The organism is Rhizobium sp. Root491 (genome assembly GCF_001427205.1).
In the GTDB taxonomy this organism is placed as follows: domain Bacteria; phylum Pseudomonadota; class Alphaproteobacteria; order Rhizobiales; family Rhizobiaceae; genus Agrobacterium; species Agrobacterium tumefaciens.
Genome location: NZ_LMFF01000020.1, coordinates 62,229 through 80,192, shown reverse-complemented (window position 1 = coordinate 80,192; position 17,964 = coordinate 62,229). Strand labels below are relative to the sequence as shown.

18 protein-coding genes, 1 pseudogene and 1 riboswitch are annotated in these 17,964 nt (G+C 58.5%); of the genes and pseudogenes, 11 read left to right on the top strand and 8 right to left on the bottom strand.

Annotation, left to right across the window (positions count from 1 at the left end):
- Nucleotides 1–333 precede the first annotated feature (333 nt).
- From ASD46_RS27270 to ASD46_RS25575, 6 genes and pseudogenes are all read left to right on the top strand, one after another.
- Nucleotides 334–450 (top strand): annotated as a pseudogene (locus tag ASD46_RS27270) (alpha-amylase family glycosyl hydrolase); the annotation flags it as partial.
- A gap of 242 nt (nt 451–692) precedes the next feature.
- The gene (locus ASD46_RS25595; RefSeq protein WP_320188090.1) at nt 693–1,160 is read left to right on the top strand and encodes an alpha/beta hydrolase; all 468 of its coding nucleotides are present in this window, start codon (nt 693–695) and stop codon (nt 1,158–1,160) included.
- Nucleotides 1,161–1,514: 354 nt separating this feature from the next.
- Nucleotides 1,515–1,904 (top strand): RidA family protein, encoded by a 390-nt coding sequence (locus ASD46_RS25590; RefSeq protein WP_060642973.1) that lies wholly within the window; start codon nt 1,515–1,517, stop codon nt 1,902–1,904.
- A 198-nt stretch (nt 1,905–2,102) separates the two neighbouring features.
- Nucleotides 2,103–2,411: a type II toxin-antitoxin system RelB/DinJ family antitoxin gene (locus tag ASD46_RS25585; protein WP_060642972.1), complete on the top strand. Its 309-nt coding sequence runs from the start codon at nt 2,103–2,105 to the stop codon at nt 2,409–2,411.
- A complete protein-coding gene (locus ASD46_RS25580) occupies nt 2,408–2,701 on the top strand; it encodes a type II toxin-antitoxin system mRNA interferase toxin, RelE/StbE family (RefSeq protein WP_060642971.1) in 294 nt (97 codons plus the stop codon). Before ASD46_RS25585 ends, ASD46_RS25580 begins: the two co-directional genes overlap by 4 nt.
- A 320-nt stretch (nt 2,702–3,021) precedes the next feature.
- Nucleotides 3,022–3,576: a peroxiredoxin gene (locus tag ASD46_RS25575; protein WP_060642970.1), complete on the top strand. Its 555-nt coding sequence runs from the start codon at nt 3,022–3,024 to the stop codon at nt 3,574–3,576.
- Here ASD46_RS25575 and ASD46_RS25570 read toward each other — a convergent pair.
- The 5 genes from ASD46_RS25570 to ASD46_RS25550 form a co-directional block, all read right to left on the bottom strand.
- Nucleotides 3,566–4,351, bottom strand: coding sequence for an SDR family oxidoreductase (locus ASD46_RS25570; protein ID WP_060642969.1), 786 nt, complete (start codon nt 4,349–4,351; stop codon nt 3,566–3,568). The genes ASD46_RS25575 and ASD46_RS25570 overlap by 11 nt on opposite strands.
- Before the next feature lie 23 nt (nt 4,352–4,374).
- Nucleotides 4,375–5,334, bottom strand: a complete 960-nt coding sequence (locus tag ASD46_RS25565) for a sugar-binding transcriptional regulator (protein ID WP_013637520.1) — start codon at nt 5,332–5,334, stop codon at nt 4,375–4,377.
- A gap of 20 nt (nt 5,335–5,354) precedes the next feature.
- A complete protein-coding gene (locus ASD46_RS25560) occupies nt 5,355–6,824 on the bottom strand; it encodes an FGGY family carbohydrate kinase (RefSeq protein WP_060642968.1) in 1,470 nt (489 codons plus the stop codon).
- 115 nt (nt 6,825–6,939) lie between these two features.
- On the bottom strand, nt 6,940–7,896 hold the full coding sequence (locus tag ASD46_RS25555; protein ID WP_060642967.1) for a transketolase family protein: 957 nt from the start codon (nt 7,894–7,896) through the stop codon (nt 6,940–6,942).
- Nucleotides 7,896–8,705 (bottom strand): transketolase, encoded by an 810-nt coding sequence (locus ASD46_RS25550; RefSeq protein ID WP_003517086.1) that lies wholly within the window; start codon nt 8,703–8,705, stop codon nt 7,896–7,898. Before ASD46_RS25550 ends, ASD46_RS25555 begins: the two co-directional genes overlap by 1 nt.
- A 437-nt stretch (nt 8,706–9,142) precedes the next feature.
- Here ASD46_RS25550 and ASD46_RS25545 point away from each other — a divergent pair, with 437 nt between their 5' ends.
- The 4 genes from ASD46_RS25545 to ASD46_RS25530 all read left to right on the top strand — a co-directional run bounded on the left by ASD46_RS25545 (nt 9,143) and on the right by ASD46_RS25530 (nt 13,587).
- A complete protein-coding gene (locus ASD46_RS25545) occupies nt 9,143–10,123 on the top strand; it encodes an ABC transporter permease (RefSeq protein ID WP_003517084.1) in 981 nt (326 codons plus the stop codon).
- 132 nt (nt 10,124–10,255) lie between these two features.
- Nucleotides 10,256–11,185, top strand: coding sequence for a sugar ABC transporter substrate-binding protein (locus ASD46_RS25540; protein WP_003517083.1), 930 nt, complete (start codon nt 10,256–10,258; stop codon nt 11,183–11,185).
- A 120-nt stretch (nt 11,186–11,305) separates the two neighbouring features.
- A complete protein-coding gene (locus tag ASD46_RS25535; RefSeq protein ID WP_019565851.1) occupies nt 11,306–12,784 on the top strand; it encodes a sugar ABC transporter ATP-binding protein in 1,479 nt (492 codons plus the stop codon).
- 14 nt (nt 12,785–12,798) lie between these two features.
- Nucleotides 12,799–13,587: an SDR family oxidoreductase gene (locus ASD46_RS25530; protein ID WP_003517081.1), complete on the top strand. Its 789-nt coding sequence runs from the start codon at nt 12,799–12,801 to the stop codon at nt 13,585–13,587.
- A gap of 121 nt (nt 13,588–13,708) precedes the next feature.
- On the opposite strand, the gene ribB is transcribed toward ASD46_RS25530, so the two are convergent.
- On the bottom strand, nt 13,709–14,350 hold the full coding sequence (ribB, locus tag ASD46_RS25525) for a 3,4-dihydroxy-2-butanone-4-phosphate synthase (protein ID WP_013637525.1): 642 nt from the start codon (nt 14,348–14,350) through the stop codon (nt 13,709–13,711).
- Between the two features lie 119 nt (nt 14,351–14,469).
- Nucleotides 14,470–14,619: riboswitch (FMN riboswitch) on the bottom strand.
- Nucleotides 14,620–15,594: 975 nt separating this feature from the next.
- On the opposite strand from ribB, the gene ASD46_RS25520 reads away from it, so the two are divergent.
- Nucleotides 15,595–16,227: an outer membrane protein gene (locus tag ASD46_RS25520; RefSeq protein ID WP_060642966.1), complete on the top strand. Its 633-nt coding sequence runs from the start codon at nt 15,595–15,597 to the stop codon at nt 16,225–16,227.
- 509 nt (nt 16,228–16,736) lie between these two features.
- Here the strand turns inward: ASD46_RS25520 and ASD46_RS25515 are convergent.
- Both ASD46_RS25515 and ASD46_RS27260 read right to left on the bottom strand, forming a co-directional pair.
- Nucleotides 16,737–17,237 carry an FUSC family protein gene (locus tag ASD46_RS25515; protein WP_082546270.1) on the bottom strand — a complete coding sequence of 167 codons (501 nt, stop codon included), beginning with the start codon at nt 17,235–17,237 and terminating at the stop codon, nt 16,737–16,739.
- Between the two features lie 397 nt (nt 17,238–17,634).
- Complete coding sequence (locus ASD46_RS27260; protein WP_156390110.1) at nt 17,635–17,958, bottom strand: hypothetical protein; 324 nt, start codon at nt 17,956–17,958, stop codon at nt 17,635–17,637.
- Nucleotides 17,959–17,964: the final 6 nt, after the last annotated feature.

The following is a 17,964-nucleotide window of genomic DNA, read 5'->3' as shown; positions in this document are numbered from 1 at the left end:
GTTCTCGGTCCAGTTCACGTGGCCAATCGCAACGCTCGTGAAAACGATGCGGTTCAAACCAGGCGTAGCGGACAGATTGACCTCAATGGTGCTGCCGTAATGATGACTGACGGTGATTGGAGCGGTATCGATAACTTCCTTTGGAGGATTGACGGGTCGGGTGGGACCAAACTGTCGCGATCAAAGTAAGTTCCGCAATCTTCAAGCCACGAAGTGTCCCAGCACGGCCGCCGCGTTGAATGAGGAGCCCCTGGGCGGCCATTGCGCCAAGGCGCATGATGGGAAGGTTCGGATCTGCGCTTGGCCGCGATCGACGAAGCGCTCGGTGCCGTCGACGGGGTGATGCAATTTGCACCACAGCGCAATTACGGATCGCTTGATGATCTCAAAACCTTCATAGATACCGCGCACGGTTGCGGCATGATGGTTTTGCTGGATGTGGTGTACAACCGCGGCGCGATTCCGTAACCTATAGTGCGTAGAATTCCTCTGGAAGTCTTCGCCTGCTGTCGACCGACACGCCGCTTTGCATATCGTGGTCCTCAGGACTAAACATTACGTCTATAACACCGTCCAAGTCGAAGCGCTCCAGGCGGTACGCGCTGTAAAACGCCATGGACTCCGTATAAGCGACGATCTTCGTGCCTTGGCCATTAATCCGCCGCAGGGACCTCAAAACGCTTGGGTAGAGTTTGAGGCTGAGGTCCCGACCCTGCCGCGACAATTCGATAGCTTCTCGGAACGGAGATGTTGTTCTCGTCGGTCACAGCTACGGGGGCACGATCATCACGGCAGCAGGTGATGATCCTAAGGTCAAGGCACTTGTTTATGTCGCAGCGCTCCAACCTGAAAAAGGTGAAAGCACAGCACAATTGCTCCAGTCTATGCCGTCACTCACCAAGGATATTAAGCCGTCGAAGGATGGGTTCCTTCTTATCGACCGGTCAAAGTTTGCTGCTGATTTCGGGGCAGATCTGCCCAAGGATCAAGCCGAGTTCATGGCCCGGTCTCAAATGCCTGTTGGCGTCGTCGCCACCAATGCGCAGGTTTCGGTCGCAGCGTGGCACGTGAAGCCTAGCTACGCAATTGTAGCGAAGGACGATATGACGGTAAACTCCGACTTGGAGCGCTGGATTACAACCGTGCCGGTTCAACGGTGACAGAGGTAGAGGGCAGCCACGCTATCTACATCTCGCAGGCGGCTGCAGTCGCAAAGGTTATCGAGGAAGCAGCCAAAGCTGCCAAGTAGCGGCGGCATGCATTCTGCAAAAGGCGCCTGTCTCGATGAACTTGCTAGCTGTGTCACGTTTGGGACGCGGCCGTCTCTGGCTCAACGATGAAGAGCGTCATCGGCTGAGTTGGCCCGACGCCTTGTACAGATGCCACTCCGGCGGGCGAAGTGAAGGACTGTCGGACATCGCTGGCCGTTTGTACTTTTTCATTCAGCGGCGCTTGAAAATTCGCGACGCTTGTATCAGTGCCGCTAGCAACCAGCAAAGATTGCGAGGACCCCTATGGATCGAGAGATCATTATACCCGACGAGATGCAGGAGATCGTCAGCCGAGCCGGCTATGCTCCCGCGGTTAAAGTCGGAGACACAATCTACGTCGTCGGCCAAGTCGGGCGGACCAAGGATCTCACGATTATTCACGATCCTTTAGAGCAATTCAGAGCTATGTGGGACAATTTACGAATTGTCCTGGAAGCCGCTCAATGCACGTTCGATAACATCGTGGAAATGACAAGCTATCACGTCGAAATGTCCAAGCACATGGACGTGTTCCGGACTGTCAAAAACGAGGTGTTTCCGACGGGAACCTATGCGTGGACCCGGATAGGTGTCTCTGAGCTCGCGCATCAGGGACTACTCGCTGAGGTGAAATGTGTTGCCGTAAAACGATGATGGAACCCGTGTGTAGCGAACGAACCGTTCCACGCTGAGCATAAAAGCTACAGCAGCGTAGTGTATCGGAGGTGGTGGACTTTGGTTCGATTCCCTTCAAGAGCTTAAAAGAAGCCATACGCAGATAATGGCAGCGCGAATTTTAGCTAGAAAGCGTCATTCAACTGCATTACTATCTAGTTGAATCAGGAGATAGCCATGGCCGCCAACGCACTCGTCCAAACACGTATTGATGCCGAGGTTCGGGATCGTGCTTCTGCCGTGCTTGAAAGCATGGGCCTCACGGTATCTGATGCTGTTCGTATCCTGCTCACCCGGACTGCGAATGAGGGGGCTTTGCCCCTTGAGCTTCTTTCAGGCAGTGAAGCGCATGACGCCTGGTTTCGGAGCAAGGTGCTCGAAGCATTAAATGATACTCGGCCGGATTTATCAGACGAAGCCGTTGAGGCGCATTTTTCCGAACGTCGAGCAGCAGCACGTCTTAAAGCTGGTGTGCCCAAATCGTGAAACTTACTTGGTCTGCATTTGCGTTATCGGATCGCGACGCGATATTCACTTACATTGAGGCAGATAATCCTGCGGCCGCCGTTCTGATCGATGAGCGGATTGTCGCCTCTACCCGCCGTTTACTCGATTTTCCTGCCAGTGGGCGCGTGGGCAGAATTGCTGGGACGCGCGAACTCGTCATCAACGGTACGCCCTACGTCGCGGCTTATACCATTACTGAAACGACAGTTCGAATTCTTCGTGTGCTTCATGGCGCACAGGAATGGCCAGAACATATGCCGCCAAGATAACCGCCCCGCTCTCTCGGAGCCGGTGGTTCGATTCCTATCAAGGCGTTCAGGCATTGCGAGAGTGCAAATTCGGTATCGACGGAGGCAAGGTTCAGCGGGAAAATTAGTTTCCGTTTTATCGGCTGCCGCCATCTCTATTGGCCAGAGACTTGGCAATCGGTGACTTTGTCAAATTGAATAAAGGCGTGGCGTTCGTATTCCATCAAGGCTGAAGGCGCGAATCGCTACGGCAGCTTTGCACCTGCGCACAAGACATTGCGGTAGTATGAAAATCGGCTAACGTCGCAACGTCGACAGACAGGAAGAGCAACGAGGTGGCAATGATTGAACCCGGCGGGGATGAGCAATTAGTTACCCCACGTGACGACGGAGCAGCCAGGCATTTACCCGGGATGGAGTTGCCTGGCATTGGTTTGGTTGCGACGGATGGCACGACCGTCGATCTGCGTGAGCCGGGGTTAACCGTGGTCTATGCTTACCCCCGGACAAGCCCGCCCGGAGGAAAGGCGATTGACGGATGGGACGCAATACCCGGCGCGAGGGGATGTACACCACAGTCCTGTGCCTTTCGTGATCATTTCGCTGAACTGAAGGCATTGGGAGCAACGCGTCTGTTTGGCCTTTCTACGCAGACCACTGAGTATCAGCGAGAGGCAGCAGAGCGGCTTCACCTGCCGTTTCCTCTGCTTTCCGATCATTCACTCCTTCTGGTGTCAGCCCTTCGCCTTCCAACGTTCCAGGCTGGAGGCCTGACGCTGCTCAAGAGGCTCACGATGATTATCGAAACGGGCGTTATCAAGCATGTCTTTTACCCGGTCCATCCGCCAGAGAAGAATGCAGATGCCGTCATCGATTGGTTGAGTGCTACGACATGATCAGCCCGCCATCGACATTAATTGTCTGGCCGGTGATGTAGGCCGCATCCTCGGAGGCGAGAAACGCCACCAAGGCTGCCACTTCGGCTGGTGTTCCTGCGCGGCGCATTGGAATGTTGCGCACCCATTCGGCCATGAGTTCGCCGGGCTTGTAGTCACCGAGCATCTGGCCCCAGACTCGGTCGTTATAATCCCACATTTCGGTGTGGATGATGCCGGGGCAAATGGCGTTGACGGTGATGCCTTCGGGCGCCAGTTCCTTGGCCAGACTTTGCGTGAGGCCGACGACGCCGAATTTTGAAGCGGCGTAGTGGGGGGTATAGATAAAACCCTGGCGGGCCTGGCCGGAGGCGGTGTTAACCAGGCGGCCCTTGGTGCCACTTGCGCGGAAGCGGCGGATCGCCTCCTGGCAGCACAGGAACGCGCCCTTCGTGTTGACATCGAGGTTGAAATCCCACTGTTCTTGCGTCAGCTCCTCGATCTTGGAGATGGTGATGACGCCGGCGTTCTGGACGGAGATGGAAATGGGACCGATTGCCTCTTCGGCTGCGCCATAGGCCTCGCGCACCGCCGCCGCATCCCGCACATCGAGGATCACGCCATGGGTGACTGAGCCGGTTTCGTCCGCCAGCTTTTTGGCGGCGTCATTGGTGTCCTTGTCGACAGAGGCGATGGCGACTTTCGCGCCTTCCTCGGCAAAACGGCGGGCGATGCCGTAACCGATGCCCTTGTTGCCTCCGGTCACGAATACGGATTGACCTTCAAAGCGCCTCATGTCTCCTCCTTATGGGATAACGGCTATGTTTCTGTGCCGACCAGTCGTTCGGCGGTGAATTTGTCGGTGACAAGGACATCGATCACGCCGGTTCTGAGCGCGCCGGCGATCGCCTCGGTTTTTTTCGAGCCGCCGGCGAGTGCAATGACGCGGTCGACATTGGAGAGGTTCTCCAGCGGAAGGCCTATGACCCGGTCATCGAGCGGTGTCTTGACGGGCTTGCCGTCCTTGTCGAAGAACCTGAGCGAAATATCGCCCACGGCGCCCGCCTGTGCGAGATCGGCAAGCTCCTTGGCGGAAAAGATATTGCCCGAGCGGGCAAGAAGCTCCGATGGCTCGACGGCACCGACACCGACGATTGCGAGCGTGATCGAACCGAAAAGATCAATTGTTTCTCGCACGAAGGGATCGGCCAGCATCAAAAGCTTGGCCTCGCGAGAGGTGGCGACGCCGGGGACCGGCAGCAATTTCGGTTCGGCCTCCGTCAGCCGCGCCAGCCGGGTGGTGATCTGGGTCGCGTGCGTCTGCACGGAAGGATCGCCCATGCCGCCCAGCGTCTGGACGATGTAACGCGCTTTGGCGCCCTTCAAGGGATGGATGTTTTCCACCATCTTGAAGATCGTCTGGCTCCAGCTGGAAACGCCGATGATCTCGTTTTGCGACAGCGTCACCTCGAGAAAATGCGCGGCAGCCTCGCCGATGCGGGCCATGATCGCGCCGTCGCGATCCTCGCTGCAATCGACGACAATGGCTTCCGGCAGATCGAAGCGTTCGCGAAGCTGTGCTTCAAGATCGCTATAGGTACCGGGCGGCGGAATGATGCTGGTGCGCACGATACCTTCCGTTTCGGCACGCTTCAGCATGCGCGAGACTGTGGCCTGCGAAAGATTGAGATGTTCGGCAATCTCCGCCTGCCGCCTGTGCTCGCTGAAATACATCTGCGCCACGCGGGATATCATCCGAAGTTCGTTGATCCTGCCCATAAGCCCTCCAGGGTGAATTTTTATTCACCCTTACCCGACGTCACAGGTAACGTCGAGCGCGCAATCGCGTCGCGCCAGACGGCAAGCCGTTGCCTGCCGTCACCGGACGAAGGCGCGATGGCGTTGCCGTGACTGTTGAGCGCGGCGATGGCGTCGAGATCTCTCCATAGACCGAGGGCGAGGCCGGCAAGATAGGCCGCGCCAAGCGCGGAGGCTTCCGGCGCGTCACGCTGGATGACGGGGTGGTCCAGCATGTCGGCGACGCATTGCATGAGGAAACGGTTCTGGCTCGGTCCCCCATCTACGAACAGCTGTCCGAAGCCGGAGGGCGACTGCGCGCTCATGGTCGAGAAGACGTCATAAACCTGAAAGGCGATGGAATCGGTAACGGCGCGGGCCATCTGCGCGCGACTTGTGCTGAAATTGATCTGCGAAAATAGCGCGCGGCAATTGGAATCCCAATAGGGCGCGCCAAGGCCGACAAAGGCCGGGACGAAACCGGGGCCATCTGGTTCAGCGGTCGCGGCAAGCTCCACAAGAGATGCGACATCTGGCAGGCCGAGAATGTCCGTCATCCACGGCAGGGAGGCGGCAGACACAAGAATATTGCCCTCGAACGCGAAAGTCGGCTTGCCGTGAAGCCTCCAGGCAACTGTCGTCGTGATGCCGCGCTCTGGCGCGATGAAATGCGGCAGCGTCGTCATCACCGATGAGCCGGTGCCGAACGTCACCTTGCCGTCACCGGGATTGAAGGCGCCGTGGCCGAAGAGGGCGGCGTGGCTGTCGCCGACGGCAGCCAGAATAGGCGTTCCGTCCGCGATGCCGGGAACACCTGATGTCACGCCGAAGTCGCCGCTGCTGTCGCGCGGGTCGGGCAGGGTGTTGATGTCGATGCCAAAAAGGTCACAAAGCTCTTCGCTCCAGACCTGCCGGTTGAGATCGAGCACCTGGCTTCGGGCCGCGTTGGAGGCGTCGCAGGCATGCACCTTGCCGTCGGTCAGGCAGTGGATCAGCCAGCTATCGATGGTGCCGAGGCGAAGGCTGCGGCCCTTCGGCGCACGCTCCAACAGCCAGCGCATCTTGGCGCCGGGAAACATCGGGTCAATAGGCAGGCCGGTCAGCGCCATGACACGTTCGGAATGGCCCTTGCCGATGAGATCGGTGCAATCCTGCGCGGTGCGACGGCATTGCCAGCTCAAGACCGGGCCGAGCGGCTCGCCGGTTTCACCGTCCCAGATCGTCACCGATTCGCGCTGGTTGGAAATGGCGATGGCTTCAATACTGACGGCAAAGGGTGCCGAAGACAGGCAGGCGGAAATCGCTTCGCGCACCGAGGCCCAGATACGGTTCGGATCCTGCTCGACCCAGCCGGGCTGCGGATAGGTGATGCCGACCGGCGATGAACCGCGCGCCAGCAATTCTCCTGTTTCAGAAACGAGAATGGCCTTGGAATTGGTGGTGCCCTGATCAATGGACAGAATGGCGCGCATCACTTGAGTTCTTTCGTCGGCAGTTTTTTCGTTTCAGCCTTGCGGTGATTAAACGACGATATTGCAAAGGGTGTCGCCGCGCATCCGAAGACACGCGACGACCCTGGGAGGAGACTTACTTTCTCTCGAGCAGCGCAGCTGCAGCCTCCGCGATGGCCGCGGGTGCCATGCCAAACTCATCGAGCAGCCATTCTGCCGAGCCGGTATGGGCAAAGACGCCCGGAACGCCGAGGCGCTTCATCGGCACGGGGGCATGATCGACGACAACTTCGGCGATGGCAGAGCCGAGACCGCCGAAGATCGAATGTTCCTCAGCCGTCAGGATTGCGCCGGTTTCCTTCGCTGCGGCAATGACGGCCGCCTCGTCGATCGGGCGCACGGTCGCCATGTTAAGCACACGCGCCTTGATGCCACGACCGGCCAGAATATCGGCGGCCTTGACGATGCGGTGTGTCAGCGTGCCATTGGCGATCAACGTTATGTCGGAACCTTCGCGAAGCAGGTTGGCGCGGCCGAGTTCAAAGACGTTGCCATCAGGCAGAAGGTCCGGCACGCCGACGCGCGACAGGCGAAGGAAGCAGGGGCCGGCATAGTCCGCAGCCCATTTGACGGCGGCGGCCGTTTCGATGCGGTCGCAGGGGGCAATCACCGGCAGGTTCGGCAGAACGCGGGTCCAGGCGAAATCCTCGATCGAGTGATGCGTCGGACCCAGTTCGCCATAGGCCATGCCCGAGGAGATGCCGATGAGCTTCACATTGGCGTTGGAATAGGCGAGGTCTGCCTTGATCTGTTCCAGCGCGCGACCGGTCAGAAAACAGGATGCGCCGCAGACGAAGGGAAGCTGGCCGCCATTGGCAAGGCCGGCACCGACGCCCACCATGTTCTGTTCGGCAATGCCGACATTGACGAGGCGCTCGGGGAATTTCGACTTGAAGCCGCCGAGCTTCGAGGAGCCGACCGAATCGTTGCAGACGGCCACGACCCTGTCGTTTGCAGCGGCCAGCGCTTCCAGCGTTTCGGCGAAGGCGTCGCGGCAATCATAGAGTTTGGCGGCGGTTACGGGCGCGTTCATTACAATGCCTCCGAAAGTTCTTTGACGGCAATTTCGTATTGTTCCTTGCTTGGAACCTTGTGGTGCCAGTCGACGCGGTCCTGCATGAACGAAATGCCGTGACCCTTATTGGTGTGCGCAACGATGCAATGCGGGCGCTCGCCACGATGTTCGAGCGCCGGAACGATCTCTTCCATCGCGTTGCCGTTGATTTCGCTCACCTCCCAGCCGAATGCTTCAAGCTTCGGGCGAAGCGGCGCGACGTCGTTGGTTTCCGAGATCGCAGCACCCTGCTGGAAACGGTTATGGTCGATGATAAGCGTCAGATTGTTAAGCTCGAACTGCGCGGCGGACATGATGGCTTCCCAGTTGGAGCCCTCCTGCATCTCGCCATCGCCGGTCATGACATAGGTATGGTAATCCGCTCCCGAAAGCTTGGCCGCCTTGGCCATTCCGACGGCAACTGGAAGCCCGTGGCCAAGCGGGCCGGTATTGGTCTCGACCCCAGGTACCTTGTTGCAGTTGGGGTGGCCATTGAGGCGGGAATTGGGTTGCAGGAACGTCGAGATTTCCTCTTCCGGGATAAAGCCACGTTTGGCGAGCGTCACATAAAGCGCGCAGGCGGTGTGGCCTTTCGACAGCACGAAACGGTCGCGGGCAGGGTTCTTCGGTTCGTCCGGCCAGATGCGCAATACGCGGAAATAAAGGGCGGTCATGATGTCGATCGCCGACATTTCTCCGCCGATATGGCCGGCACCCGCTTCGAAAACAGCCTGGACGTCGCGAAGGCGAATCTGGCGCGCAATGCGCTCTAGCTCTGTGGGCTGCATGGGATCCTCTTCAAAACATGCGTGTGAATATTTATACAGCTGTTTATATAATTGCAGACACGGCGTTTCTGTCAAGCCGGAATTGTGAATTGTCCTGTTTCAATCTGTGCCGATTATTTCTGCCGCTTCATTTGCACCAATGATGAAGCGCGCCTCCCCGCCTCATTCCTGGGCTCGTCACGGGACCCTGCTCAACCTAAGTCCTTTGGCTGAAAGGGCTCTCCTTGCCACACAGGCGCGCTTGCGCTGGATTCCCGCGATGTGCACCGGAACGGGATGGGAGGCGCGCGTGTGCAGCCATCCCATCACCCGCAAGGCTCGTCCCGCCCTCCAAGCCTATTGACAAGTTTCTCTCAACTGGCATATGCATGTTTCACCGAGCATGAATAATTATTCTAATCGGTTTAAAAAATGCAAGATAGCCACTTGGAGGAGCCATGTCCGTGCTTGAACGCAATGAGGGGGTTACGCACACCAGAAGCCCGCTTGCCTGGCTAAGCGGTGCGACCGGACCTCTTTTGGGCCTGCTGCTGCTGTGTGTCTTCCTGACCTTCACCAGCGAAAATTTTCTGTCGCTTCGAAACGGTCTCAACATCCTCGACCAGATCACCGTGCTCGGCATCATGGCCGTTGGCATGACCTTCGTCATTCTGCTCGGCGGCATCGATCTGTCCGTCGGTTCGGTGCTGGCGCTTTCGATGATGATCATGGGCTGGACAGCCAATGTCGCGGGCATGCCCATGGGCATGGCCATCATGCTGGCGCTCATCGCATCCGCAGCCTGCGGCCTTGTCGTAGGCGTTCTCGTCACCGCCTTCCGGGTTCCGGCCTTCATCGCGACGCTTGCCATGATGTCGGTGGCGCGTGGCCTTGCCAATATGATCACGGACGGTCAGCAGATCGTCGGTTTCCCTGACTGGTTCATGATGCTGGCCATCGACCGCCATTTCGGCGTGCTGACGGCGACCGTGCTGCTGATGCTGGTCGTTGTTCTGGTGTCGTTTCTTTTCCTGCGCTTCCGCTCCGAAGGCCGCACCGTCTATGCGGTTGGCGGCAACCCGGAAGTGGCGCGACTTGCCGGCATCAACGTCGCCTTGGTGACGATCTGCGTCTATGTTGCCTGTGCGGTTCTTGCCGGTCTGGCGGGTATCGTTCTTGCAGCCCGTCTCGACTCGGTGCAGCCCTCCAGCGGTTTTGGCTACGAGCTGGATACGATCGCGGCTGTCGTCATCGGCGGGACCTCGCTTTCGGGCGGTGCCGGCGGCATCGGCGGAACGCTGATCGGCGTGCTCATCATCGGCGTGCTGCGCAACGGCCTCAACCTGCTCAATGTTTCACCCTTTCTGCAACAGGTCATCATCGGTGTGGTTATCGTGCTGGCCGTGGGCGCTGAAACATTGCGCCGGCGCAGAAGCTGAATTTGCCTGCGGAGGGCGATGAGCCGTCCGCGCAATAGACGACCCTCCCGGTATGGGAGGCGTGAAAAGCGGCCGAAGGGGAGGAGGTTTGATCTGCCCGAAGGTCAAAAATCAACAAATGGAGGAATAATCATGAAATTTTCACGCATTCTGCTGACATCCGCCGCCCTTCTGGCCCTGTCGCTCGGTTCGGCCAACGCCGCCGAAGTCAAGAAGATCGGCCTTGCCGTTGCCAATCTTCAGGCGAACTTCTTCAACCAGATCAAGCAGGCCGTCGAAGCCGAAGCCAAGACGCGCGGCATCACCGTTGTCACCGTCGATGCCAAGGGCGACGGTCCGACGCAGGTCAACCAGATCCAGGATCTCCTGACGCAGAACATCGACGCGCTGATCTATATTCCCGCTGGTGCCGCTGCGGCGACCGTTCCGGTCAAGCTTGCCAAGGCGGCCGGTGTGCCTGTCATCAACATCGACCGCAATGCCGACGGCGCACCGGGCGATACCTTCCTCGCCACCGATTCCGTCGCTTCCGCCAAGTCGGTCTGCGACTACATCATCAAGCAGGCAGGCGGCTCGGGCAAGATGGTCATCATTCATGGCCAGAAGGGCACGACACCGGAAGTCGACCGCACCAAGGGCTGCATGGAATCGGTCAAGGCCAATTCCGGCGTGAAGATCGTTGCCGAACAGTGGTCCAACATGTGGAGCCAGGATGAAGGCTTCCAGATCATGCAGAACATGCTGCAGGCCAATCCGGACGTTTCCATCGTCTTTGCCCAGGCAGACGGTCTGGCGCTCGGCGCGGCACAGGCGATCAAGGTCGCCAACCCCTCGCAGAAGATCGTCGTTGGCGGCTTCGATGGCGACACGGCAGCGCTTGAGGCGCTGAAGAACGGCGTCTTTGACGTGACAGCGACGCAGCAGACCCAGAAGATGGGCCGCACGGCTGTCGAGATGGCCGTCAAGATCGTCGGCGGCGAGAAGGTTCCGGCCGTGCAACTCTCCGAGGCGACGCTGACGACGAAGGAAAACGTCGACGGCTTCATTGCCAACCATCCCTGATGCATCCGCCCCCGCGCACTCCAGCCGGATGCGCGGGGGCGTCATCTGTTCGTTTTCAGGCAATTCGGACGCAAAGCCGTGGCGCATCGCTGCCACGCGTGTTTCCCAGGAGGTCCCGTCATGCGCGAGCCGGTTCTTTCGCTCCGTGGCATCAGCAAACGTTATGGCCCGCTCGAGGTTCTGAAAAGCGTCGATCTCGACGTCTATCCGGGTGAAGTCGTGGCGTTGCTGGGTGAAAACGGGGCGGGCAAGTCCACCCTGTCAGGCATCATCGCCGGTTCCCGCGAGCCGTCCGAAGGAAAGATGACCTGGCTTGGCCAGCCCTATACACCCGCTTCGCCGCGTGAGGCGATAGACAAGGGCATTGTACTCATCCATCAGGAGCTGAAACTTCTGCCGGAGCTCTCCATCGCTGAAAACGTCTTTATCGGCCGCTGGCCGATGAAGAACGGCATCGTCGACCGCGCCGAAATGGTGCGAAGGGCGCAGCAGCAGCTGGCGCGGCTCAATCTGCATATTCCCGCAACCCGCAAGGTGGCGGGCCTTTCGACCGCGAACCAGCAGCTGATCGAAATCGCCAAGGCGCTGGCGCTCGATGCCAAGCTCCTGATCCTCGACGAGCCGACGGCGGCCCTTGGCGGTGCGGAAACCCAGGCCCTGTTCGAGCAGGTTCGGAAGCTGCGCGCCGAGGGCGTGGGCATCATCTATATTTCCCACCGCATGGAAGAGATCAGGCAGATCACCGACCGCATCGTCGTGCTGCGCGACGGTGAGCGGGTGCATGAATTTGAAGACAGCGCGACACCGGTTCGCACCATCGTCGAAAGCATGGTCGGCCGGTCGCTGGAACGCCTGTTCCCGGCGCTGCCCGAACCGCAGGAAAAAACGGTGCTGGAGGTCAAGGGGCTGACTGGCACGGGCAATTCTTTCCGCGACATCAGTTTCGGCGTCCGTGCAGGCGAAATTCTTGGAATTGCCGGGCTGATCGGCGCGGGGCGCACCGAACTGGTGCGTGCCATTTCCGGTGCCGATCCGACCAGTGCGGGCGAGGTTTTGCTCGATGGACAGGTGCTGACGCTGAAAAGCCCGGCGGATGCGATTGCGAAGGGCATCGTCATGGTGCCGGAAGACCGCAAGCTTCAAGGGCTGGTTGTCGAGCATGAGATCGGTGAGAACCTGATCTACGCCAATCTCGACCGTGTCGGCACCGGCTGGATAACGCCTAGCATCAAGCGTGCTTTTACGAAGGAGGCAATTGCCAAATTCGGCGTGAAGGGCCGCAGCGAACAGCCTGCCTCGGATCTCTCCGGCGGCAACCAGCAGAAGGTCGTCATCGCCAAATGGCTTGCACGTAACCCGCGCGTGGTTGTGCTGGACGAGCCGACGCGCGGCATCGATGTCGGCGCGCGGGCTGGCATTTACGATATTATCGTCGGTCTGGCCAAAAGCGGCGTTGCCGTCATCGTCGTCAGTTCCGATCTCGAAGAGGTGCTGGGCGTTTCAAACCGTATCCTCGTTCTTGCACAGGGAAAACAGGCCGGAATCCTCAATCGCGACGAGGCCAACGACGTCTCGGTCATGGAACTGGCAACCATCTGAAGAAGGAAATAGAGATGTCCACCATCACGCTCAACGCGCCGAAACTCTTCGATCTTTCCGGCCAGGTGGCGTTCGTCACCGGTGCCGGTTCCGGCATCGGCCAGCGGATCGCCATGGGGCTTGCCCAGTCCGGTGCCGATGTCGCGCTGCTTGACCGCCGCACCGATGACGGCCTGGCGCAGACGGCCGATTTCATTGCCAGGGCTGGTCGCAAGTCGATCCAAATCGCCGCCGATGTTACCAGCAAGCAGGCGCTGAGCGAAGCGGTAGCACGCACGCAGGCCGAACTCGGTGCTCTCTCGCTTGCCGTCAATGCCGCCGGCATCGCGAACGCCAATCCTGCCGAGGAAATGGAGGAAAGCCAGTTCCAGACGATGATGGACATCAACCTGAAGGGTGTGTTCCTCTCCTGCCAGGCGCAAGCCAATGCCATGCTGAAGAACGGTCGCGGCGCAATCGTCAACATTGCCTCCATGTCCGGCGTCATCGTCAATCGCGGCCTGATGCAGTGCCACTACAATGCATCGAAGGCTGGCGTCATCCACATGTCCAAATCCATGGCGATGGAATGGGTGGGGCGCGGCATCCGCGTCAACACCATCTCGCCGGGTTACACCGCGACGCCGATGAACACGCGGCCGGAGATGGTGCACCAGACGAAACTGTTCGAAGAGCAGACCCCGATGCAGCGCATGGCGGGCGTCGATGAAATGGTCGGCCCGGCGATCTTCCTGCTGTCAGATGCGGCGAGCTTCGTGACGGGCGTGGACCTTTTGGTAGATGGCGGGTTCTGCTGCTGGTAGGGTTTGCGCGGCAGCGCCGCCCGAATTGATGACCACGTGCAAGAGGTAAGGTGGTCTGCCTTTTGATTTTACGCCCGGCTTTCGCCGGGCGTTTTTTATTCACCGCACAGGCGCGTGAAGACTAGGCAACCTGCTTCTGCGCCACTTCCTCGACAACCTCGCCCTTCAGATAGGCAACGAGGTCCTTGATCGTCACGACGAGCAGACCGTGGCGTTCGGCGAAGATTTCGAGCTGGGGCAGGCGGGCCATGGTGCCGTCGTCATTGGCGACTTCGCAGATGGTGCCGCAGGGGTACTTGCCGGCCAGGCGGCACAGATCGACGGCGGCTTCCGTGTGGCCGGTGCGGCCGAGCACGCCTGCAGGGTTGGCGCGTAGCGGGAAGATATGGCCGGGGCGGGCGAAGTCTTCGGGACGCGAGCCTTCCGATACCAGCGCACGCACGGTTTTTGCCCGGTCTGCAGCGGAAATGCCTGTCGTGGTGCCGGGAATATAGTCCACGGAGACGGTGAAGGCTGTCTTGAGGGATTCGGTATTGCGCGACACCATCAGCGGAATGTCGAGCGCGTCGAGGCGCTCTCCCGGCATGGCGACGCAGATCAGCCCGCGCGCGTGGTTCATCATGAATGCGATCTGCTGCGGGGTTATGCTGTCGGACGCGGCGATGATATCGCCTTCGTTTTCGCGGTCTTCGTCGTCAACGACAATTACCATCTCGCCACGGGATATGGCTTCGATTGCGTCTTCAATTTTAGCAATGGTCATTTTCTTTTAAGCCTTTCAAGGGTTATGCCGTTTTGCGGCATTTTCGCGCTTCAAGAAGCGCCAAATATCCCTTGGGCGAACAATGCAATGCGAAGCCCGCTGCATGCGGGCGTCTTTTGCCTTGTCCTCTTCCATCCGGACTATACCGTCGGCTCCGGCCTCTCACCGGATCTGCTGACCTTCCGGCTTTGGAGACCGGAAGCGCTCGCGGGCTCCGGGAAAATCCCGATACCGCCGGTGGGGAATTGCACCCCGCCCTGAGAACATTGCCAACATAAGTTATCAAATGGGGAGGAAGCAAGCGGCAATATTTTGCAAGCTTATGCGCGCGCGAAACGGATATCCCGATTATATCCGATAGCGGGTATTTCATTTCGAAATAAGAATTGTCTGGGGCGAGAGACCGGACGGTGGCGGTTACGGGTAGCGCAACCGCAAGTTCGGCGACGAGAAGCATTTGGTAGGCTGCGTCGCGGTCGATTCAAAAGGAAGTCTATTCAATGAGCTGAGCTGTTCTGAGGAAGCGAACTCGAGGCACTAGATCTCCCAAGTCTTTCAGCGTGCCTTTCCTCGAGGGGGATTGATGATTTCGATCAGGTAAAAATCTCCCTCATCATTGGTGAACAAGCAGCTATTGGATTGAGCAATGGCAGCCACGATTGTGTCCAACCCGCTTCGCGGGCTGCCCACTGCCTTTCCTTGCGCCATTAGCTTTTCCCAAATGAGCGCAGCGTCCTTATCAAGCGCAATAATGCGACCTACAGGTGGGTTGCCCTTCTGGCGTGCCTGTTTGTAGAGTCCGGCGTAGCCGTGCTTCCGGCTGAATGCGGCGCGCGCTCAGTTTCGCCGATGCTTCTGGAGATGATACATCGATTGCGAAACCGTCCAAAAGTGCGGCGAGCAACGCTCATGTCGATGGCCTCGTCCGGGTCATGCTTGATGAGCTCGCGCTGATGCCGAGTGGAGGCGGGAGCTACTCGTATCTGAACATCCAAAGATTGCCCTGATCACTGCGGCTCTTCTGCCAGAAAAGAGCAGCCGCCGCACCGTTGGCCAATGGACTGAACATGTGGCCGTCAGTGAGCGATCGCATTTGCTTGGGCTGTAATCGATGCAAAACGAGCGGAATGTTCAAGAATTAACATTACCCGCAGTGTCTCATTCATCCGTGACATTCTGGTCGCAAACCCTTTGGTAGCGGCTTCTAATAACACTTCAAAACTCAGATACGGAGATCATGCCCCATGAAGGGTCTTTTCATTCTTGCTGCTTCTTTCGCTGCTCTAAGTGCGTCGACTTCTGCCTACGCTGCTGATGTCGTTGACCGCATCCCCACTGCTCCGGTTGCGAACGACACCCCGTCGGAGTTTTCCTGGAGCGGCGCCTATATCGGTGGCCATACCGGTTATAGCTGGGGTACCGGCAAAACTGATGGCCTAGGTTCCGACAGCTTCGATGGCTGGCGGCTAGGCGGCTTCGGCGGTTACAACTGGCAGTTTTCGAACGGCTTCGTCGCCGGTGTCGAAGGCGATCTCAACTATGACTGGGCCGACAAGAACTATAGCAGCGGCCTCAAGCTCGAAAGCGGTGTCTCGGGGTCCGTGCGCGCGCGCGCTGGTTTCGCGATTGATCGTACGTTGATTTACGCCGCTGGCGGCTGGACGGCGACAAACGTGAAGCTGAAGACGCCAGCGGGCAGCGATGACGACACCTTAAATGGCTGGACTATCGGCGGCGGTGTTGAACACGCTTTCACAAATAACATCTTCGGCCGTCTTGAATATCGCTACAACGACTTTGGCAGAGCCGAACTGTTCGGCAGAAATGTCGACTTTAAGCAGAACGTTGTGCAGGTCGGCGTCGGTGTGAAGTTTTAAGCGTAGTCATAGGATGCCGATGAGAAGCCGTTAGTGCCAAGGGTGCTGGCGGCTTTGCTATCGCAAACATGGTCCGGTCCGAAATCTCTTTTGTCGGGAGTGATGTGACTGAAGTATCCAAAACAGATCCGGTTGGTATGTGGCCTTTTGGGGCAAAGAACAATAGGAATTAGGGAGGCGAAGCAACCGGACTCATTTCGCAGATTATTCGCCTCGCAGATAAACCTGGTCTCAGCGCCGCCGGATGCGCAAACTTCTATTTGGCGATCGGGAGACCTTGGGGCTGCAACGCAAGGCTTGCCTGCCAGCTACGCGAAAACGCCGGGATGGTATAATCCGGCTCCGGTAAGCTTGCCAAGCAGAAGGATAGATTTGCGCTTTCCGAATATTCTTCCGCTTTGCTGGAAGCGGCAGACGTGCTCAAGACGCCTCGGATGGTAGTCGATAGCGGAGTTGCGATCGCTATTGGAACACGAAGCAGCTGATTGAGCTGGAAGAACACAATCAGCCTAATCGAGCGCCCTGACCGCCCGAACGGATCCCCAGTGAAATGCTGCGCCGACGGCCGCCCCAAGCAATACTTCCAGCACCCGCCCAACCCCGGAATCCCAAAGATCGATTCCAGGGCTCCGACTAAGATAGACTAAAGGGGCGGTCCACATGGCGACCCTCATGTCTGGAAATTTACGGGTGAAAATTGCACAGAACGCGACGCTGATCCCGATGTCTTCAGTCGTAGAAGCGCCCATCGGTCTAGTTAAGGCCCCAACCAAAACGGCAATGGCGATCCCTGCGCAGGTTCCAATTACGCGCGCGACGGCTGCCTTCTGGGTTGCTCTTTCATCTTCCTGCAAAACGATCAGCGATGACATAGCTGCCCATACCGGGTGTTCCAGATTTAGGGACACTGCGGCGAGATACGATACCATCGCAGCTCCCGAACATCGAAGCACGAAGATGCTATAGTTCAAAATCGATTTTATTCCATGTTTCTCTTTAAGGTCATCCATTGGGCTTATCCCCGTTGCTGGAGTCGGGTGATGTCTGAATTTCTCCGTCGAGAGCGGCTCTGTCGGTCTTCGCGCGCTTATGTCTCCGCATTTTCAACGAGCGGCTTTCTTGCGCTCATCAAAAGCGCTTCGACAATGCTGTCCACGTCGCGCTCACCTCTCCGCAGACTGGACTCCAGTCTGCAAGGTAGAAGGCCACAATGATCGGCGAACCTTTGAGTTCTGCCAACGAGAGCGACTAATCGGGTATTGCCAATAAAGTGCAATCCGGTGCGGCGGTACCCGACTGCAGAGGCGCAGATGACGCGTTTCACATTTGATGCTCCGAACGCCTTGAGGATTTTCGAAAAGCCGTTGTGGTGAAACACAGCGGCCATAAGAGCGGGCCGTGCAACATTCACTGCGGGGGTTCCCAGACAGCTCGCGAGGGGCTGGTGCCGACGGGCTGACATTTGCCGGACAGCGCATAGCGATTACCTCGTGGGTATCCGGGTACCGGCTCGAGCGGGTAGCCGAAATAGACCCCGTTGACGGAAGACGTGGGTGGATAGGTAATCGATGGTTCGCTATCCGGGCTCGTGCAACCGGCGACCCAGCCGCGATCGTGATGGCCATCGCCTTTGACGTTGCGACCACGATCGTGCCCTTCGGCGAGGGCAACCGGTGCAAATGTACGGCTCGCTGCAACTACGAGGCATACCGACAGAATTGCTCGTTTCATTGCCTT